General features: G+C 44.7%; 19 protein-coding genes. 11 read left to right on the forward strand and 8 right to left on the reverse strand.

The window, feature by feature from the left end; all coding sequences use genetic code 11:
- The first annotated feature begins 55 nt into the window (after nucleotides 1-55).
- From OCV20_RS22355 to OCV20_RS22365, 3 genes are read left to right on the forward strand one after another with little or no spacing between them, the layout of a single operon-like run.
- Nucleotides 56-427, forward strand: a complete 372-nt coding sequence (locus tag OCV20_RS22355; protein ID WP_017060587.1) for a GntR family transcriptional regulator — start codon at nucleotides 56-58, stop codon at nucleotides 425-427.
- Complete coding sequence (locus OCV20_RS22360) at nucleotides 424-1,278, forward strand: ABC transporter ATP-binding protein (protein WP_086775775.1); 855 nt, start codon at nucleotides 424-426, stop codon at nucleotides 1,276-1,278. Before OCV20_RS22355 ends, OCV20_RS22360 begins: the two co-directional genes overlap by 4 nt.
- The gene (locus OCV20_RS22365; protein ID WP_086775774.1) at nucleotides 1,278-2,135 is read left to right on the forward strand and encodes a hypothetical protein; all 858 of its coding nucleotides are present in this window, start codon (nucleotides 1,278-1,280) and stop codon (nucleotides 2,133-2,135) included. Before OCV20_RS22360 ends, OCV20_RS22365 begins: the two co-directional genes overlap by 1 nt.
- 105 nt (nucleotides 2,136-2,240) lie before the next feature.
- Here OCV20_RS22365 and OCV20_RS22370 read toward each other — a convergent pair whose 3' ends face one another.
- Together OCV20_RS22370 and OCV20_RS22375 are read right to left on the reverse strand one after the other, a co-directional pair.
- Nucleotides 2,241-3,083, reverse strand: coding sequence for an IS3 family transposase (locus tag OCV20_RS22370; RefSeq protein ID WP_108721729.1), 843 nt, complete (start codon nucleotides 3,081-3,083; stop codon nucleotides 2,241-2,243).
- On the reverse strand, nucleotides 3,080-3,589 hold the full coding sequence (locus tag OCV20_RS22375; protein ID WP_086774936.1) for a helix-turn-helix domain-containing protein: 510 nt from the start codon (nucleotides 3,587-3,589) through the stop codon (nucleotides 3,080-3,082). Before OCV20_RS22375 ends, OCV20_RS22370 begins: the two co-directional genes overlap by 4 nt.
- 906 nt (nucleotides 3,590-4,495) lie before the next feature.
- Here OCV20_RS22375 and OCV20_RS22380 point away from each other — a divergent pair.
- The 3 genes from OCV20_RS22380 to OCV20_RS22390 all read left to right on the forward strand — a co-directional run bounded on the left by OCV20_RS22380 (nucleotide 4,496) and on the right by OCV20_RS22390 (nucleotide 5,900).
- Nucleotides 4,496-4,783: a putative quinol monooxygenase gene (locus OCV20_RS22380; RefSeq protein ID WP_086775496.1), complete on the forward strand. Its 288-nt coding sequence runs from the start codon at nucleotides 4,496-4,498 to the stop codon at nucleotides 4,781-4,783.
- Nucleotides 4,783-5,337, forward strand: a complete 555-nt coding sequence (locus tag OCV20_RS22385) for a nucleotidyltransferase family protein (protein ID WP_086775495.1) — start codon at nucleotides 4,783-4,785, stop codon at nucleotides 5,335-5,337. Before OCV20_RS22380 ends, OCV20_RS22385 begins: the two co-directional genes overlap by 1 nt.
- A 125-nt stretch (nucleotides 5,338-5,462) precedes the next feature.
- Complete coding sequence (locus OCV20_RS22390) at nucleotides 5,463-5,900, forward strand: bifunctional diaminohydroxyphosphoribosylaminopyrimidine deaminase/5-amino-6-(5-phosphoribosylamino)uracil reductase RibD (protein WP_086775494.1); 438 nt, start codon at nucleotides 5,463-5,465, stop codon at nucleotides 5,898-5,900.
- A gap of 17 nt (nucleotides 5,901-5,917) precedes the next feature.
- On the opposite strand, the gene OCV20_RS22395 is transcribed toward OCV20_RS22390, so the two are convergent.
- On the reverse strand, nucleotides 5,918-6,370 hold the full coding sequence (locus OCV20_RS22395; RefSeq protein WP_086775493.1) for an NUDIX hydrolase: 453 nt from the start codon (nucleotides 6,368-6,370) through the stop codon (nucleotides 5,918-5,920).
- A 279-nt stretch (nucleotides 6,371-6,649) separates the two neighbouring features.
- On the opposite strand from OCV20_RS22395, the gene OCV20_RS22400 reads away from it, so the two are divergent.
- The 3 genes from OCV20_RS22400 to OCV20_RS22410 all read left to right on the forward strand — a co-directional run bounded on the left by OCV20_RS22400 (nucleotide 6,650) and on the right by OCV20_RS22410 (nucleotide 10,369).
- Nucleotides 6,650-8,362 carry an RluA family pseudouridine synthase gene (locus OCV20_RS22400; RefSeq protein ID WP_086775492.1) on the forward strand — a complete coding sequence of 571 codons (1,713 nt, stop codon included), beginning with the start codon at nucleotides 6,650-6,652 and terminating at the stop codon, nucleotides 8,360-8,362.
- 155 nt (nucleotides 8,363-8,517) lie between these two features.
- Nucleotides 8,518-8,898: a hypothetical protein gene (locus OCV20_RS22405; protein WP_017064884.1), complete on the forward strand. Its 381-nt coding sequence runs from the start codon at nucleotides 8,518-8,520 to the stop codon at nucleotides 8,896-8,898.
- A gap of 274 nt (nucleotides 8,899-9,172) precedes the next feature.
- Nucleotides 9,173-10,369: a multidrug effflux MFS transporter gene (locus OCV20_RS22410; RefSeq protein ID WP_456154906.1), complete on the forward strand. Its 1,197-nt coding sequence runs from the start codon at nucleotides 9,173-9,175 to the stop codon at nucleotides 10,367-10,369.
- A 64-nt stretch (nucleotides 10,370-10,433) separates the two neighbouring features.
- Here OCV20_RS22410 and OCV20_RS22415 read toward each other — a convergent pair whose 3' ends face one another.
- On the reverse strand, nucleotides 10,434-11,390 hold the full coding sequence (locus tag OCV20_RS22415) for a GlxA family transcriptional regulator (protein WP_086775491.1): 957 nt from the start codon (nucleotides 11,388-11,390) through the stop codon (nucleotides 10,434-10,436).
- A gap of 89 nt (nucleotides 11,391-11,479) precedes the next feature.
- Between OCV20_RS22415 and OCV20_RS22420 the strand changes: the two genes are divergently transcribed.
- Nucleotides 11,480-12,040 (forward strand): cysteine hydrolase family protein, encoded by a 561-nt coding sequence (locus OCV20_RS22420; protein WP_086775490.1) that lies wholly within the window; start codon nucleotides 11,480-11,482, stop codon nucleotides 12,038-12,040.
- 145 nt (nucleotides 12,041-12,185) lie between these two features.
- Here the strand turns inward: OCV20_RS22420 and OCV20_RS22425 are convergent, their stop codons facing one another.
- The 4 genes from OCV20_RS22425 to OCV20_RS22440 form a co-directional block, all read right to left on the reverse strand.
- Nucleotides 12,186-13,544, reverse strand: coding sequence for a Na+/H+ antiporter NhaC family protein (locus OCV20_RS22425; RefSeq protein WP_086775489.1), 1,359 nt, complete (start codon nucleotides 13,542-13,544; stop codon nucleotides 12,186-12,188).
- Between the two features lie 189 nt (nucleotides 13,545-13,733).
- Nucleotides 13,734-14,498, reverse strand: coding sequence for a hydratase (locus tag OCV20_RS22430; protein WP_086775488.1), 765 nt, complete (start codon nucleotides 14,496-14,498; stop codon nucleotides 13,734-13,736).
- Nucleotides 14,499-14,710: 212 nt separating this feature from the next.
- Nucleotides 14,711-15,016, reverse strand: coding sequence for a DUF3861 domain-containing protein (locus tag OCV20_RS22435; RefSeq protein ID WP_050711803.1), 306 nt, complete (start codon nucleotides 15,014-15,016; stop codon nucleotides 14,711-14,713).
- A gap of 63 nt (nucleotides 15,017-15,079) precedes the next feature.
- Entirely contained in the window at nucleotides 15,080-15,541 is a 462-nt protein-coding gene (locus OCV20_RS22440; protein WP_086775487.1) for a DUF2798 domain-containing protein, read from the reverse strand.
- A gap of 97 nt (nucleotides 15,542-15,638) precedes the next feature.
- On the opposite strand from OCV20_RS22440, the gene OCV20_RS22445 reads away from it, so the two are divergent.
- Complete coding sequence (locus tag OCV20_RS22445; RefSeq protein WP_050649739.1) at nucleotides 15,639-16,064, forward strand: MarR family winged helix-turn-helix transcriptional regulator; 426 nt, start codon at nucleotides 15,639-15,641, stop codon at nucleotides 16,062-16,064.
- The last annotated feature ends 102 nt before the right edge of the window (nucleotides 16,065-16,166 follow it).

Here is a 16,166-nt window from a genome sequence, read left to right on the forward strand (position 1 = left end):
ATCTTGTAAAAAAGGTTAGTGTTATACACATGTATATCACCATGCAGTTTTAATTATGACCGAATGGAAAGACGACCAGCCGATCTTTAGGCAGCTTGCCGCCAAGATCAGTGACCAAATTCTTCAGGGTGTTTGGCTAGAGCTACAAGCACTGCCCTCTGTACGTGCGGTTGCCGCCGATCTCAAGATCAACCACCTTACTGTCATGAAAAGCTACCAGTTACTGGTGGATGAAGGCTTGGTAGAGAAAAAACGCGGCCAAGGCATGTATGTGGCCGAAGGGGCACTTCAAAAATTGAAAGAGTCTGCACACCAATCATTCATCAACACACAAATCCCAGCCATCGCTGAGACGCTAAGCATCATTGATATGAGTGTCGAAGAACTCGTGAAACAGCTAGCACAACATATAAAGGACAAGTCATGAGTACTTTACTTTCCGTGAAAAACGTAACCAAAACCTATTCAAATCAAGTGGGTGTCGAGAACATCAGCTTTGAGTTAAAACCGGGGCAAGTACTTGGTCTGCTCGGCCACAATGGTGCGGGTAAATCGACGCTGATCAAATCACTGCTTGGCGGACACAGCTATCAAGGTGAGATAGAGGTTAATGGCTACCACCCTATCCACCAGCATGCAGAACTCATGCTGCACTTGTCGTACATCTCAGACGTTAACGTGTTACCCGAGTGGATGACCGTTAAACAACTGCTCCGATATACCCAAGGTGTACACCCTAGCTTCAATAAACAAAAAGCTGAGCAGACATTAAGCAGCACCAACATCAAGATCTCCTCGACTATCAAGCAACTTTCTAAGGGAATGAAGGTACAACTTCACCTTGCGATCATCATCGCGACTGACACCCAAGTGTTGATCTTAGATGAGCCTACACTTGGCCTAGATTTACTGTACCGCGATACTTTTTATCGCCACCTACTCGAGTGGTTCCACGACGGCGAACGCGCCATGATCATTGCAAGCCATGAGGTTTCAGAGATTGAACACCTATTAACGGATGTGCTTATTTTAAAACAAGGCCATTGTGTGCTGCAAAAGAGCATGGAAGACATCGAAAACGACTATTTCATTATCGAAGTCGCAAATAACCATTCAAGCGAGATACAGAAACTCAACCCACTGACCTCGCAATCAGGCCTGGGCACCACCAAGTGGTTGTTGGAAGGTCAGTACAAAGCGCAGGTTGAATCACTGGGTAACATCTATAACGTTGGTCTCGCAGATCTATTCCTTGCAACACAGACGGAGAAGGCATAATGCATCCAAGTTTTTACATGCTAGAAAAAGAACTCATCGAGCACAAAATTAACACTCGATTGCCTCTGTTTGTCGCGTTATGTGGTTTCTTACTGTTCGTTAGTCTGTTCTTTAATGGCGCAGCGCAGCATGAGTTTTTCTTCGAAATGCAAGTGAACGGCGACGTGAGCGACATCCACAGAGAGTTCGCACAAGACCTCAACTCAGTGATCTACTTTGGCGCGGGCCTTATTTCACTGATCCTGTCGACGCTTTACATCCCTAAAACGCTGCGTAAAGAGCGCCAAGAAGGCAGTTCGATGTTTTGGAGAAGTATGCCAGTATCTAACGCAATGACTCACGGTGTGAAACTCGGCTTCGGTTTAGTGGTTATTCCGGCAATCTGTGCGTTGCTCGTGCTGTTCGCCGATTTCCTATTCTGGATATTGAACGTGTCTAGCGAGCAACAACTGGCGCTACTGGTTGAGCAGCAATCCCTAATGTACGTGCTGAGCAACTGGCTCGTATTCTTCGGGAGAATGTTGTTAGTTGCACTGGTTTTACTACCACTGGCAACTGTGACCCTAGCGATTTCGCAGTTGGTGAACTCTCCATTGCTTGTCATTTTTATCTCAAGCTATGCGATTAAGTTCCTCTCTGTCGCTGTATTTGGGTTCTATGGCATCAACGATTTCCTATCTCTCATCGCATCACTGCCAATGAAGGTACTGACAGCAAGCAACCCATTCAGCGCAATTGCAGAAGCGCCGGTTTTATCGTTAAGTATTTACGTACTGATTGGCGTTGGCGGTTATCTGCTAAGCCTAAAGCTAAATAGAACTGACGATGTGAGCTTAAAGACACTGTTCCAACGCTAGAGTCTATCCTAAGCACGAGTCTTTATCGGGCAGTCACATCAGGTACCAAAATCTAAATCAAAGCTTCCAAGAAATGAAGTGACCCCGTAAAGTTGGACATTTCTGTTAAGCGGCTTTCAAGGCCTGAGTTCGATATTCTATCGGAGTCAGGCCTTTTAGTTTCACTTTTATACGTTTGGTATTGTAGTACTCGATGTATTCTTTAATCTGCTCTATCAGAGCATCTGCATCTTCAAAGCTTTGGTTGTGATACATCTCGGTTTTGAGTAAAGCAAAAAAGTTTTCAGCAACAGCATTATCCAAGCAGTTACCTTTTCTCGACATGCTTTGCGTTAACCCACTCTCCGCTACCTTTTTCTGATACTGTCGATGGCGATATTGCCAACCTTGATCGCTATGTATAATTGGCTTTGAGTTGGGTTTAAGCGTTGATATAGCTTCCGTCAGCATATCTGTGACAAGCGGCAAGCAGGCATTTTTGGCCACTCTATAAGCAACCACCTCCTGAGTAAACAAGTCGACAACGGGAGATAAGTATACTTTCTGCTCTTTGACTTTGAACTCCGTGACATCAGTTACCCACTTTTCATCGGGTTGAGTCGCACTAAAATCTCTTTCAAGAACGTTGGGAGCAGCTTTTCCTGACTCTCCTCGGTATGAACGATACTTTTTAATCCTGACCGTCGATTTAAGGTTGAGCTGAGCCATAAGCCTTTGAACCGTTTTGTGATTAAGCACGAACCCCTGATTCTTTAGTTCCAAGTGAATACGGCGGTAGCCGTATCGCCCCTTATGTTCATGATAAATTGACTTTATCAACCGCAGCTCACGTTCGTAGCTATTTTGGCGCTTGCTCGTTTGAGCCTGATAATAAAAGACACTTTTTGCCAACTGTAGAGTGTGCAGTAAGTGCTTTAATGGGTACTTGCCTTTAAGAGTTAGAGCTATGACCGCTTTTTCTTTGTTCGACGGTTTTTTTTCTGCTCCAACTCTTCCAACTTTTTTAGAACGGCATTCTCGGTTCGTAAGTAGACCAACTCCTCTTTTAGCTCCTCAAGTGTCATTTCATTATCAGGCTTAGTGGTACGTTGAGGTTGCTGTTTCATTGAGGGTCTTCCTTTCTGGCGCATTTCGAGCCCCTTGATACCGAGCTCATTAAATCGTTTAAGCCAGACAGAGAGTATTCCAGGGGATGAGAGGTTTAATACAGCGCTAGTGTGCGTGAGAGACCATTCATTCGTCCACATTAAATTCAATGCTTTTCGTTTTGTTTGAGCAGTCGCGGCATGATTAGTTGGTAAAAATGAATCAGTACCATGGATGGCAAAGACTTGAGCCCAATACCGTATCTGCCTTGAAGAAATTGAATATTGTTTTGCTAAGTAGAGAGATGACGTGCCATCTAAGTATTGCTTAGCAATGATACATTTTAGCTCTCGGCTATATTTGGACATAAAAAGACCCCCAATAATTGGTGTCCAACTATTGGGGGTCAGTTCAAAATCGGGAGCTTTTTTATTATCAGGACGTTAACGAATACAGGGATGCGAGAACGAGGAACAAACAAGTTTTAATTTGGAGAACGGATTTAACAAACGAAGATAAACTTAGAGGAGGTATTAATGAGCTGACATTGAATTGCATTGTTGTTAATGCCTGCCAGCTCTTTGGGGATGATTTCGTTAGTCGCCGACCAGATGAAGGTCCTTGAGAGTGCTAATGAAATCGGTTTGTTGCGTTTTACATTTGATTAAGCTTTTCAGCTTTTAAAGCTTTACGATTTAAAGCTTATTTCTTTGATGCTTCTTTTGACGTGTCTTTCCAGTATTGGATACGAACGCGATGAAGCTGTGCTCTTCTCATTTTTTTCATAAGGGATATTTCCTTTTCTTTAACTGCTCTTCATGAGCTATTTTTATTGCCAACCATTCGAATCTAACGGTGTTTGATGCCCAGATCAATGATACAAATCACAAAATATATAGAGTTTTGAGTACCATTTACATCAAAGTATGACCTAGATATCAACTATGGCTCAATTCAATCCTATGAGCCGCTGTTCAAAATTAAGGTTAGTTCTCTCAGATGACAAATTCATTTCAGTATCAATACAGTTCAATGATACTAATTTAATAGACCGGACCAACGCTGATTTAGTTCCAGTATCTTATCATTTATTGATTACATCGCCCTTAAAGTTACAGCGTAACTATAAATACATTCGATGTGAGCAAATAATCGCCACATTAGCCTATACGTCACAACATCAAAATGGGATTATGTTTGTAACGGATAGAGCTTTTGATAGAAAAAAACCGTAATGGACCAAATTAAATAGACGTAATTAAATGGACGTAATTATGAGTAAAGTAATTCTGCAAGGGCATATTCTAGTGCCAGACAACGATCTAGAAGCCGTCACACAAGCCTTGGTTGTACACAAAGAACTGACACTGGAAGAACCTGGTTGTATTGTGTTTCGAGTCAGTCAAAGCACCCTTCAACCTAATCGCTTTGAAGTGTATGAAGAATTCACTAGCCGAGAAGCATTCAAAGCCCACCAACAGCGAGTAAAAGCGTCTGAATGGGGTGAAATCTCCCAGAACGTGACACGTCATTACCAAGTCACTGATGTTCCGACATCATAATGATACATCCGCTAGCCAAACGCATCGTCACATTGATCAAAAAAGATCCCTTACGAATGCAGGTTTTAGACTGTGTCGCTCAGTTGGATTTACCGCAATGTTACGTCGCTGCGGGCTTTGTGAGAAACCTCGTTTGGGATCACCTGCATGGTTATGCCTCCCCGACCCCACTCAATGATATTGATGTGATCTACTTTGATCCCATGGATACCTCTTACGAGTCGGATCTTAGATACGAGGCTCTGCTTAAACAACGGTTACCCGACCTGAATTGGCAAGTTCGCAATCAAGCCTGCATGCACACCAGAAATGGGGATGAATCTTACCAAGGCTCATTGGATGCGATGAGTTATTGGCCAGAGAAAGAAACCGCCGTCGCTGTAAAACAAAGCCTCAATGGAGACATCGAGTGTCTTGCATCTTTTGGTTTAGAGAGCTTGTTTGATTTGAAAATTACACCCAACCCAAAGCGTAGCCGAGATATCTTTGCTCAAAGAGTGCAATCCAAAGATTGGCTAACCCAATGGCCCAAGTTAACGATTAGTCACCGTTAACTAGCAGTCGAATTCAAACGCTAAAACCATTGACTAAAAGTCCAATCAGATCGAACATGCCCCACTTCTCAAATCAAACGCGCACTTCACCAACTGCTGCGCCCTCGTCATACTGAGTAACGACCATGAACCAACAATACATGCTGCAAGCACTTGAAGCTTCGCGCCAAGCCCTACCCGATTGCCAACCAAACCCGCCAGTAGGCTGCGTTTTGGTGAAGAACGATAAGGTGGTGTCTGTTGGATACACGCAAAAAGTCGGCGGAAACCACGCCGAGGTTGAAGCGCTCAATAGCTATGACAACGGAAAGGACGGAGAAATGGAAGGGGTTACCGCTTACGTGACTTTAGAGCCATGTTCATTTGTTGGCAGAACACCCGCTTGCGCCAATACATTGGTTAAAGCAGGTGTAAAACACGTAGTCGTGGCGATGCTAGACCCAGACCCTCGTAATAATGGTCGTGGTGTTGCGATCCTTGAATCGCACGGCGTGAAGGTGGATGTGGGGTTATGCCAAGCACAAGTGAGCGCCTTTTTAACCCCTTACCTTGGTAAGTCCTAGATCTTAAACAGCCAGTATTAGTTCAATTTCACTCGATAAAGCGGATTGACTGGCTTATCGACAAAATACGACCAAATATGATCGTAGACGGCATGTTGGTTGGGGAACGGCGCTAACGCTTTTGCTTCTTCTAAATTACACCAGCGGTACTCGGTGTGTTCGTCATTCAGTTCAATCGCTTGGTTGGGCGGGCATAGCACTGCAAAGACAGGGATTAGCTGAATTACATTCACGTGCGCCTCGTAAAACTGCTCCAGAAACTGCGCGTTATACAAAGCTTCCACTTTAATTTGGGTCTCTTCTTCAAACTCGCGCACGATAGCCTGCCAGCCTGTTTCTCCCGCTTCAATCGAGCCTGCGACATGGCACCAAAATTCGCCCTTCACACGCTTCATTAGTAGCATTTTCATTTGTCCGTCGATCTCTGAAATAGCGACACCGGAAACAATCGAAGTATTGATTGGAATCATAACGTTACCTTAGTTTTCATAACAGGGCGGCAAGGCTATCACCCTTGGTTTGTTAAATTGTCTTCCATGATTAAAAACGAGAAGTTACTCATCAATTAATGACGTTCAAGCCATAACTCATAGGTTCGTCGCTTGGCTATCTAACAATAGAACCATTTCTTATTTGAGGCGCTTTTCGATAAAGAGTAGAATCGCCGCCTTGTACTGTGTTTAACGTCTCTAAATATACACAGTAGACTCACAACCATTTATCACCACGATATAAGTATTAATACGACTATGCACTCATCAAAACCAACGCACGACTCAGAAAACAGCCACACACCTGAGCATTGCTTCACTCGTTTTCAACAGCCGATCGAGTCATATTCGTTGCCTGAGCGTTTCACATTCCCGTTCTACTACGAACCACACCCATTGTGTGAAATCGCTTCTCATCAGCTTCAACAGTATCTAGAAACTCAAACCGATTGGCAGCATGACTTCGGACTGGATTCTGACGCTGGTCGCGGCAAAATGTTTGGTGTGTTACTGGTGAAAAGCCCAGAAGGTGAATTGGGTTACTTCTCGGCTTTCTCTGGAAAAATCGCCGACCAAAACCTACTGCCTCACTTTGTGCCACCCGTGTTCGACATGCTGAGCAGCGATAGCTTTTTCCATCAAGACACAGCCGACATGATGGCTGTCAACGCTGAGTTTAAAGCGCTGCAAGCAAATACTGAATACCTTGAATTGTGCGAGCAACTGGCGCAGCAGAAAGCGCAAGCGGAGCAAGAGATTGAAGCTCAGCGCCTATTGATTATTGAAGGCCGAAAAACGCGTAAAGAACAACGTGAACAAGGTAAAGAAAGCCTTGATGAGCAAGCTTTCGAACAGCTAAATAACGAGCTAAACAAGGCCAGTGTTGCTGACAAGAACCAGCAGAAGTACCTAAAACTTAACTGGGAACAGACTCTGCAAGTGTTGCAGGCTAAAGTTGATGTGTTCACCACTCAACTGGCTGAGCTAAAAGAGCAAAGAGCACATATTTCTCATCAGCTTCAACACAAGTTGTTTTCACAATACGCTTTCCAAAATGCGGAAGGAAACGTTGAAGACCTTAACCAGATCTTTGAAAACACGCCAAACAAGATACCACCAGCTGGCTCAGGCGAATGCGCTGCGCCTAAATTGCTGCAATACGCGTACTTGAATGGCTACACACCGTTGGCATTAGCTGAGTTTTGGTGGGGTCGCTCTCCAAAGTCGGAAATCCGTAAGCACAAGAAATACTACGCCTCTTGCCAAAGCAAATGTGTACCAATCCTTGGCCATATGATGAAAGGCCTTGAAGTCGATCCAAACCCACTATTAGAGAACCCAGCAGAAGGCAAAGAGCTGGATATTCTGTTCCAAGATGAGCACATCGTTGTAGTCCACAAGCCAGCAGGTTTTCTATCTGTGCCGGGTAAAACCATCAAAGATTCCGCCTACACACGTGTTCAAGAAATGCATCCCGATGTTGAAGGCCCATTTGTTATTCATCGCTTAGACATGGCGACCTCTGGCATTCTAATCTTCGCTCTAACTCGACGTGCGAACAAGAGCTTGCAGAAGCAGTTCATTACTCGTGAAGTCGAGAAGCGATACGTGGCAATGATTGAAGGCGTTCTAGCAGAAGATGAAGGCTATGTTCGACTGCCATTGCGTGGTGATTTGTATGACCGCCCTCGTCAGATTGTCTGCTTCGAACACGGCAAGCCTGCAGAAACCAAATGGGAAGTGATTGAACGAAACGAGCAAACCACTAAGGTTTACCTGCATCCTAAAACAGGGCGTACACACCAGTTGCGTGTTCACTGTTCACACGAAGAAGGCCTTAACATGCCTATCGTCGGTGATGGCCTATATGGCAATAAAGCCGACCGACTGCACCTACACGCAGAAAGACTTGCGCTGCACCACCCTGTGACCAAAGAGTGGATGGAATTCCAGTTCGACGCTGAATTCTAAAATTTCTCTTTAGTACCGAGCTTTGATAAGGAGTCACAACCACTTGTGGCTCCTACCTCTTTTGGGTATATCTCCACGCTTATTGCACTACATCAAGATTCACTTTGTCGTGAAGAGTAGCATGCCCACCTTCTTCTCTCCTTGAGGCCTTTGATATGTCATCAGCTGCTTTGAATTTACAACCTAACAAACTGACTTCCCCATTAATTGCGACTCAAGCACCAAGCTTGAAGCCACTGACATCCAAAAAGCCAGACTTAAACTCGGCAATGCTTAACTTAATTGAAGAAGTTAAAAACGAACTCCCACTTTACGAGTCGGAGACGTTTATCTGTGGTCCAAAAGGAAACTGCTCGGGTTGCTCTAAGAAACTACTTGAGATGGTCGACAGCGAGTTAATGTATTGGGAGCACAGTATTTCCATTGGCCAAGGCCCTAACTTCGAAGAACTGCGCCGCTTTGGTAAACTCTGCAGCAGCGTTCGACGTGGTTTAGAGCGTAACGGTTTAGTCGAAAAACGCCCAAAGAAAAGATAACAAGCCAAGTCGATAATCATTACAATGTGTCGCTGGCGATTACAAGCTACACTGCTACTAACTGATTGAACTCGTTAGCTATAAAAGCAATAATGTTTTGTAATACAATTTAGTACGCAGACCGACTTCATAGATTCGAACTCATAGAGATAAGTTCATCGATATTTTCAGCATATTCTTGAACGACTCTATCCTTCTTGTCTGACGTGCCTTAGCCTTCTGTATATCGATATCACATCAATTACAAACCTATCTTGGACAATGGAGAGCCACCTTGAAGAGACCACAACCAGTACTGGGAAAGACCGGTATGCTATTTTTTCTCGTCATAATAAGTGCTTTCCCTCCATTGACCATCGACCTTTACTTACCTGCGCTTCCGCAGATGGTCGAGGTGTTTAATACTGACCGATCAATGGTCAACCTAACCCTGAGCAGCTACTTCGTTACTTACGCCATCGGTCTTTTGTTCTGGGGGCCGCTCAGCGAAAAATTTGGTCGTAAGCCGATCCTATTGATTGGATTAGCGGGTTATATGGTCGCGAGCATATTGTGTGCGATGACCAATAGCATCGAACAGTTAATTGGCGCTCGTGTATTCCAAGCCTTTGCTGGTAGTGCTATCACCGTTATCGCTACTGCCATCGTAAAAGATCTTTATGATGGCCGAGAACGTGAAAAGATCATGGCGACTATCATGTCACTGGTGATCATCGCGCCGATGGTTGCGCCTGTATTTGGTGCCTTCTTACTGAAAATTGCGTCTTGGCGAATGATGTTCGTCACCCTCGCCATTTTTGGTGCATTTGCGTCAGTTTTAGCTTGCTGCTATCGAGAAACGCTCGAAACCAAATACCAAGGTTCTATGTTCCGTTCATGGGGAAGAATGGGCGTGGTCATGAAAAACCGCTCGTTCCTCAAGCTACTGGTCATTTTCTCTATCATACCGATGGCATTAATGGGCTTTCTTGCGGCGGGTTCTTATATCTACATCGATCACTTTGGCTTGACCGAACAACAGTTTAGTTACGCGTTCGCATTCAATGCATTGTGCGCCTCATTTGGTCCAACAATTTACATGAAGTTGTCCTACCGAATGCCGGTTCAAAAGGTCATCTCAGGATGTTTTGCTTTATTGGCACTTGCGGGCATCTTCACCCTAACCATTGGCGACCTGTCCCCTTGGTTCTTTATGTTCATCGCTGCACCAGCGACACTGATGGCGATCATCATGCGAGTACCGGGCACCAACTTAATGTTGAATCAACAAGATCATGACACGGGTTCTGCCGTCGCACTGATACAGTTCTTCAGCATGATTTGTGGCTCGCTTGGCATGGTATTAGTTTCAATACGCCCAGAGTCACTGATTGAAAACCTAGGCTTTATTCAGTTATCCATCGGTACGCTAGGCGGTCTGATGTGGCTAATGGTCAGAAACAAAGAGTTCGTGACGACGAAGCTGAATTAGGCCCTTCCACGATAGTCGCTGACAGTACCAGTCGATAAGCCAGAGGAATGGTGACTAATAAAAATCATTCCTCTGATAGAAATCTAGAGCGAAACCTTGATGGTGTTAAGCCAATGATTTTCATGAAGACTTTTCGGAAGCTGTTTACGTCCTCATAGCCAACCAGGTAGCTGATCTGATCTACCGATTTGTGGGAGCTTTCCAATAGCTCGCATGCGCTTTGAATACGCACGTGTTGGATATAATTGATAGGCGTAAAACTGGTCGCTTTAGTAAATTGTCGGATAAAGGTTCTTCGAGTCATGAAGGCTTCTTCTGCCAATTGATCGAGCGACAAAGGGAGATGATGATGCTTCTGAATAAAACGCTGCACCGATACAATCTTGTCATTGCCGTGAGCATAATTCGGTACAAAACTCTGATAGTAGCGCTGCTCTCTCAAGCCCGTATCAAGCACTAGGTATTTACCGAGATTACGAGTATTGGTCGGCGTCGTGTATTTGGTCAGGATAAACAGAGCCAGATCCATCCACGACATCAAACCACCTGCGGTGATAATGTCAGCGTCATCGATCAAGATTTTGTCGACATCAACATCGACCTCAGCATACTGCTCCGAAAATTGTTGCTGGGCTTGCCAATGCGTTGTCACGGTTCGTCCTTGCAACAAACCCGTTCCCGCCAAAATAAACACGCCTGCGCAAGCAGAACACAGGATCGCCCCACGTTGATGAGACTGCACAAGGTAGTCTAACAGCCCTTCATCTGGCTCTAGGTAATATCTGCCATCTAAGTTTGGCGGCACTAGAATGATGTCGGCCTTTGAGTCCTCAAGTGGTCCGTTGGTCGACATAGACAAGTCGTCGTGAGGCTTAATTTCAACATGAAACTGAACCTGCTCATTGGAAGACTCAATGCTATTCGCCAACTGAAGAAACTCTTTCACTCCGAACACGGCACTTTGCAAAGAGCCTGGATAGTCGATGATTTCGACCACAACTGATTTTGTCACTATTGCCATAGAGTCTGTCATTTTTGACGTGCGATAAAAACTACAGAGTATTCATAATATCCCTACACCGCAATACACCAAATACAAAGGTATAGACTATGAAGAACACTGCATTACTACTTATCGACTTTCAAAATGATTATTTCCCTTCATACGAGGGTTCAAAGTGGGCACTGTCTGAAACAGAAAAGGCAGCCGAAAAAGGGGTACAGTTATTAAAGGCTTTCAGAGACAAGCAACTTCCTGTGGTTCATGTACGCCATGAATTTCCGACCAACGAAGCACCCTTCTTCTTGCCGGATTCAGACGGCGCTCAAATCCACAACAGCGTGACTCCGCTAGAGGGTGAACCTGTTGTCGTAAAGCATCAAATCAATAGCTTTAGAGATACGGAACTGAACAAGGTGCTAAAAGATCAAAGCATTGAGAAACTGATCATTGTCGGCGCAATGAGCCACATGTGTATCGATGCTGTGACTCGTGCAGCTACCGATTTAGGCTACGAATGCCACGTAGCGCATGATGCTTGCACAACCTTAGACATGGAGTTCAACGGTGTTAAGGTTCCCGCTGCGCAGGTCCATGCGGCATTTATGGCCGCACTGAGCTTTGGTTACGGCAATGTCGCGACCGCTAGCGAGCTTGAAAGCCAACTTTAGTAAGGCTCAAAACCGTCCACATGGGCGGTTTTGTCTATTTTCAAATCAGAGTCAGCTTCCAAACAATTCTTTCAGGCGCAAAAAAGGCCCCTATTGAGGAGCCTTCTTATCAGAGCCAGTGATCACTCAGTTTAGTCAATTGTTACTAAGCATTAGCCACTTGACGCGCTGGGTGTTTAATAAATACAGCGACTACAGCCACGATTGCAAGTGCGAAACAGTAGTAAGAGTTAGACACGATCTCTAGAGGCGATAGGTTAAACACAGAGCCCAATAGCAATACCTGAGCACCGTAAGGCAATACGCCTTGAATCACACACGAGAAGATATCCAATAAGCTTGCAGAGCGGCGTGGAGACACATCGTTCTCTTCTGCTAATTGGCGAGCAACACTACCAGACACAATGATTGCTACCGTGTTGTTTGCCGTACATAGGTTCACCATTGATACCAAGCCTGCAATGCCTAGCTCACTTGCGCGGCCATTCGCTTGCTTAGAGTGAGAAGAACCAAATGCACGAATCAAACCGCTCACTAAGTTAGTCAGAAACGCTAATCCACCTTGGCGACGCATCAGCTCACTCAAACCACCAATCAGCATCGACAGTAAGAAGATCTCTTGCATGTTGCCAAAGCCTGCGTAGATATCTTGAGCGTAATCCGTCAAGCCGTAGTTCTCAACTGAACCTAGGCTCACTCCACCCGCTAGCAAGATACCGATCGTTAACACAACGAATACATTCATACCCGATACCGCAAGGATTAGGATAGTGATGTACGGAAGGACTTTCAGCCATTCAATTGGACCTGTTTCAGGTACCTGAGTCGCTGTGCTGTTGAAAGCAAAGATAACAATCGCGATAAGTGCAGCAGGCAGTGCAATACGGATGTTCTCTTTAAATTTGTCTCTCATCTCACAGCCTTGCGAGCGAGTCGCGGCAATCGTGGTATCAGAGATGATTGAAAGGTTGTCACCAAACATAGCGCCACTTAGCACCACACCAGCAGTCAGAGGAATACTCATGCCAGCTGAGTCAGCAATGCCTAGTGCAACAGGGGCTACCGCAGCGATAGTACCCATAGAGGTGCCCATTGCGGTCGCAATGAACGCCGAAATAAGGAAGATGCCCGGTAGGATCATGCTCGTTGGGATAGCCGATAGACCAAGGTTTACCGTCGCGTCCACGCCACCAGAAGCTTTAGCCACAGCAGCAAAAGCACCCGCCAATAGGTAGATCATACACATTGCAATAATGTCTTTGTGACCCACGCCACCTAAGAACTGCTCGATCGCACGGTTCAATTTATCTTTGCTCAATAGCAGCGCTAACATCACGGCAGGCAGAGCCGCAATCGGAGCTGGAAGCTGATAGAAAGCAAAATCGACGCCTTGTAGCGACAGGTATGTACCCACGCCAATAAACAGCGCAAGGAAAACAATCAGAGGGATAAGCGCAACTGCAGAAGGGGCAATTACCGCGTTAGAATTTTTTGAATTGGACATGGAACGACAACACAATAGAACAGGAAGGTGAGCAGACTAATGTCACACTTGGAACTTGTCAACGTCTAGACGTCTAAACGCCTAATTTAATGCAAAGTAATAAGAACCCTATTGAGCATCACGTAATAAAAAAGGCTATTTACTCATCAGTAAACAGCCTTTCGATAACAAATAGTACGCCGCTAGAAGTTAGCGTTTCTGCTTGAACGTCACTTGGTATTCACCAATGCCTTCATAGTGGAAGATCGTTGGCTTATCGAATTCCATTTCCACGATACCGCAGTAAGAGCCCGTGATAATGGCTTCACCCGCTTGGAAATCAACACCACGACGCGTCATGTAGTTAATCAGCCAGTAAATTGGGCTTGGTGGCAGTGTATTCGGGTGCTTACCGTCGAATGCTTGAACTTGCTCGCCTTGAGTCACTTCAATACTGATCTCTGCAGAAGTGAACGCTTTTTCGCGATCAATCTCAGGGCCAATAAATAGACCTTGATTTACTAGGCCATCGGCCAGCTTTTCATAGAACTCAGCGCCGCTGTCATCCGCAAAACGAGACTGCATTAACTCAAGTGCCATGTGGCAAGAACCAATCGCTTCGTTGATTTGCTCTTCGCTATAGCCTTCTTGGCTTGCAGGCAGGCTCTTAGCAAGCGTAAATGCAATTTCAGGCTCAACACGTACTACGTCGTTGTCAGCAAACAGTTCACAAACTTCGCCTTGCTGAACGCTGCCCGAGAAGATTGGCGCAACAACAAACTTGTCTTCAGCCAGAGGAAGTAAGCACTTCCAACCGCCGACTTTATCGCTTTTCAAATCGATCATTGAAGATTGGATCTTTAGCGCATCTTCCAAGTTATTCGGACGGTACTGTTCGTCCAATCTTGGTGCTTTAGTGCCAGCAACGCGACGACTCAATAGTTCTTCAGCTGCTTGTTTAAATACATTTGTCATATAATATCACCTTTAGTTTTATGACCAGTATAATATCGGATTTCTTAAAGCTTGAATAGACAATTCAACAACGGTGCTACACCGAAAATTCAGCCATCAATTTTCGCATATTCTAGACTCAAACAACTGAAATTATTTTGATTTAAAGACAACAAAAGCCAGTAAGTTGAAGTTCGTTACTGGCTTTTCGATGTGTTGCTGATGGTTAGGCTTTACTGCCCTTTCAAGGTCTTCTTAAGGTTTTGCATGAAGTCTCTGAAGTGAGGCATAAAATTCACAAACAGAGGATGCTTGCGATCTTGCATCATCAATGGACCGAGTAAGCGGATACTCACGCCTAGTCGCGTTGCTGATTGCTCATCTAAGCCGCTGTCTTGTTTGATCTTCTCAACAATCGCGAACATGTTTTCTCTGTCTTCAATTTCAAACTGCATGGTTTGAAGTTCGCGGTCTTCTTTAACGCTCACTTCTTCAATAGTAATGCGGTAGTTATTGTGTTTGCCTGTAAATGCTTTCATGTGGATCTCCTACAATACTGTGAAATGTTTTGGCTAGCTCTTCATGAATCGTTCTAGCTTGGGTTAAACCGTCATCGACATTACGACCATGATCGTAAGGCCAACAGGAAGCGCGGCAATAAATCCATTAAACCATCCACTGGTAAACGCCGATGTATCCGAAAATCCAATATTATTTGCCGCTGTTACAAATGCCATCATGGACTCCATAATGAATGCCATGATCAGTCCTACGATCAGGTTGCGAACTTTCTCGCCATAAGTTGTGAACACTCTAGCAACGGCTTTAGTGACTAAAGCCATCATCACCGCGCCCATTGGCATCATGATCACGACAACAAGGGCTAACGAAGAAAGCCAGTTGCCAATAAATGCCTCGCCGAATCCGACATTCATGTAGGTCATCACGGCCGTTAAGCTGCCCCCAATGGTTAGCATTAAGCTCATCATGACCAAAATTTTGTATAAAACGGGTGTGCCTTTTTGCTCAGGAAGAGTTGGCGTAAGTGTTGCTTGAATCGTCATATCTATTTCCTGTCTTGAATTTACGAACAATTAAGTTGATAATGTCAACCATAAACAAAGTAGTTGACAGTGTCAACTACATTTCTAAGGATCGTTTATGTCTGATAACACATCGCTAGAGTCTATCTTTCGTTTAGTGCACTCTTTGAAACGTCAAATGAGCGAACAGATTGAGAGCTTAGACTCAGAGATCGCACCTATGAACATTCGTGTCATGAAGATCATTACCAAGAAGTCTCCATGTACCGCTATCGATATCGCACACTTCCTAGATCGTGATAAAGCACAGGTCACTCGGCTCATTAATGCCTTGATCAATCAGGAACTTGTAAAGAAATCTCCGAACCCGGAAGACAAGCGCAGCCAGTTATTGGTTCTGACTGATAAGGGTCAAGAGATCATGAGTAAGGTCTCGGATATCGATCGAGACATGCTGAAGAAAATGACCAAAGGCATGGCCGAAGACGAGTTAGAGCAATTCAGAAAAATTGCGAAGAAAATGGCACAGAACTTAGAAAGCTGATCTTCAAAATAAAACAAAAAAAACGCCACCGAATCGAATGTTCGGTGGCGTTTTTGTATAAGTTGGGTTGTACAGCTTAGTGGTTTAGCTATGCCTATTTGG

Source organism: Vibrio coralliirubri, from assembly GCF_024347375.1.
GTDB classification, from domain to species: Bacteria; Pseudomonadota; Gammaproteobacteria; order Enterobacterales; family Vibrionaceae; genus Vibrio; species Vibrio coralliirubri.

Coding starts and splice junctions, on each gene's coding strand:
- OCV20_RS22440 (WP_086775487.1), bottom strand. CDS start 15,541: ATGACGATTCAAGCAACACTTACGCCAACTCTTCCTGAGCAAAAAGGC.
- OCV20_RS22375 (WP_086774936.1), bottom strand. CDS start 3,589: ATGTCCAAATATAGCCGAGAGCTAAAATGTATCATTGCTAAGCAATAC.
- OCV20_RS22365 (WP_086775774.1), top strand. CDS start 1,278: ATGCATCCAAGTTTTTACATGCTAGAAAAAGAACTCATCGAGCACAAA.
- OCV20_RS22425 (WP_086775489.1), bottom strand. CDS start 13,544: ATGTCCAATTCAAAAAATTCTAACGCGGTAATTGCCCCTTCTGCAGTT.
- OCV20_RS22435 (WP_050711803.1), bottom strand. CDS start 15,016: ATGAAAGCATTTACAGGCAAACACAATAACTACCGCATTACTATTGAA.
- OCV20_RS22390 (WP_086775494.1), top strand. CDS start 5,463: ATGAACCAACAATACATGCTGCAAGCACTTGAAGCTTCGCGCCAAGCC.
- OCV20_RS22380 (WP_086775496.1), top strand. CDS start 4,496: ATGAGTAAAGTAATTCTGCAAGGGCATATTCTAGTGCCAGACAACGAT.
- OCV20_RS22415 (WP_086775491.1), bottom strand. CDS start 11,390: ATGGCAATAGTGACAAAATCAGTTGTGGTCGAAATCATCGACTATCCA.
- OCV20_RS22355 (WP_017060587.1), top strand. CDS start 56: ATGACCGAATGGAAAGACGACCAGCCGATCTTTAGGCAGCTTGCCGCC.
- OCV20_RS22420 (WP_086775490.1), top strand. CDS start 11,480: ATGAAGAACACTGCATTACTACTTATCGACTTTCAAAATGATTATTTC.
- OCV20_RS22395 (WP_086775493.1), bottom strand. CDS start 6,370: ATGATTCCAATCAATACTTCGATTGTTTCCGGTGTCGCTATTTCAGAG.
- OCV20_RS22445 (WP_050649739.1), top strand. CDS start 15,639: ATGTCTGATAACACATCGCTAGAGTCTATCTTTCGTTTAGTGCACTCT.
- OCV20_RS22430 (WP_086775488.1), bottom strand. CDS start 14,498: ATGACAAATGTATTTAAACAAGCAGCTGAAGAACTATTGAGTCGTCGC.
- OCV20_RS22400 (WP_086775492.1), top strand. CDS start 6,650: ATGCACTCATCAAAACCAACGCACGACTCAGAAAACAGCCACACACCT.
- OCV20_RS22385 (WP_086775495.1), top strand. CDS start 4,783: ATGATACATCCGCTAGCCAAACGCATCGTCACATTGATCAAAAAAGAT.
- OCV20_RS22360 (WP_086775775.1), top strand. CDS start 424: ATGAGTACTTTACTTTCCGTGAAAAACGTAACCAAAACCTATTCAAAT.
- OCV20_RS22405 (WP_017064884.1), top strand. CDS start 8,518: ATGTCATCAGCTGCTTTGAATTTACAACCTAACAAACTGACTTCCCCA.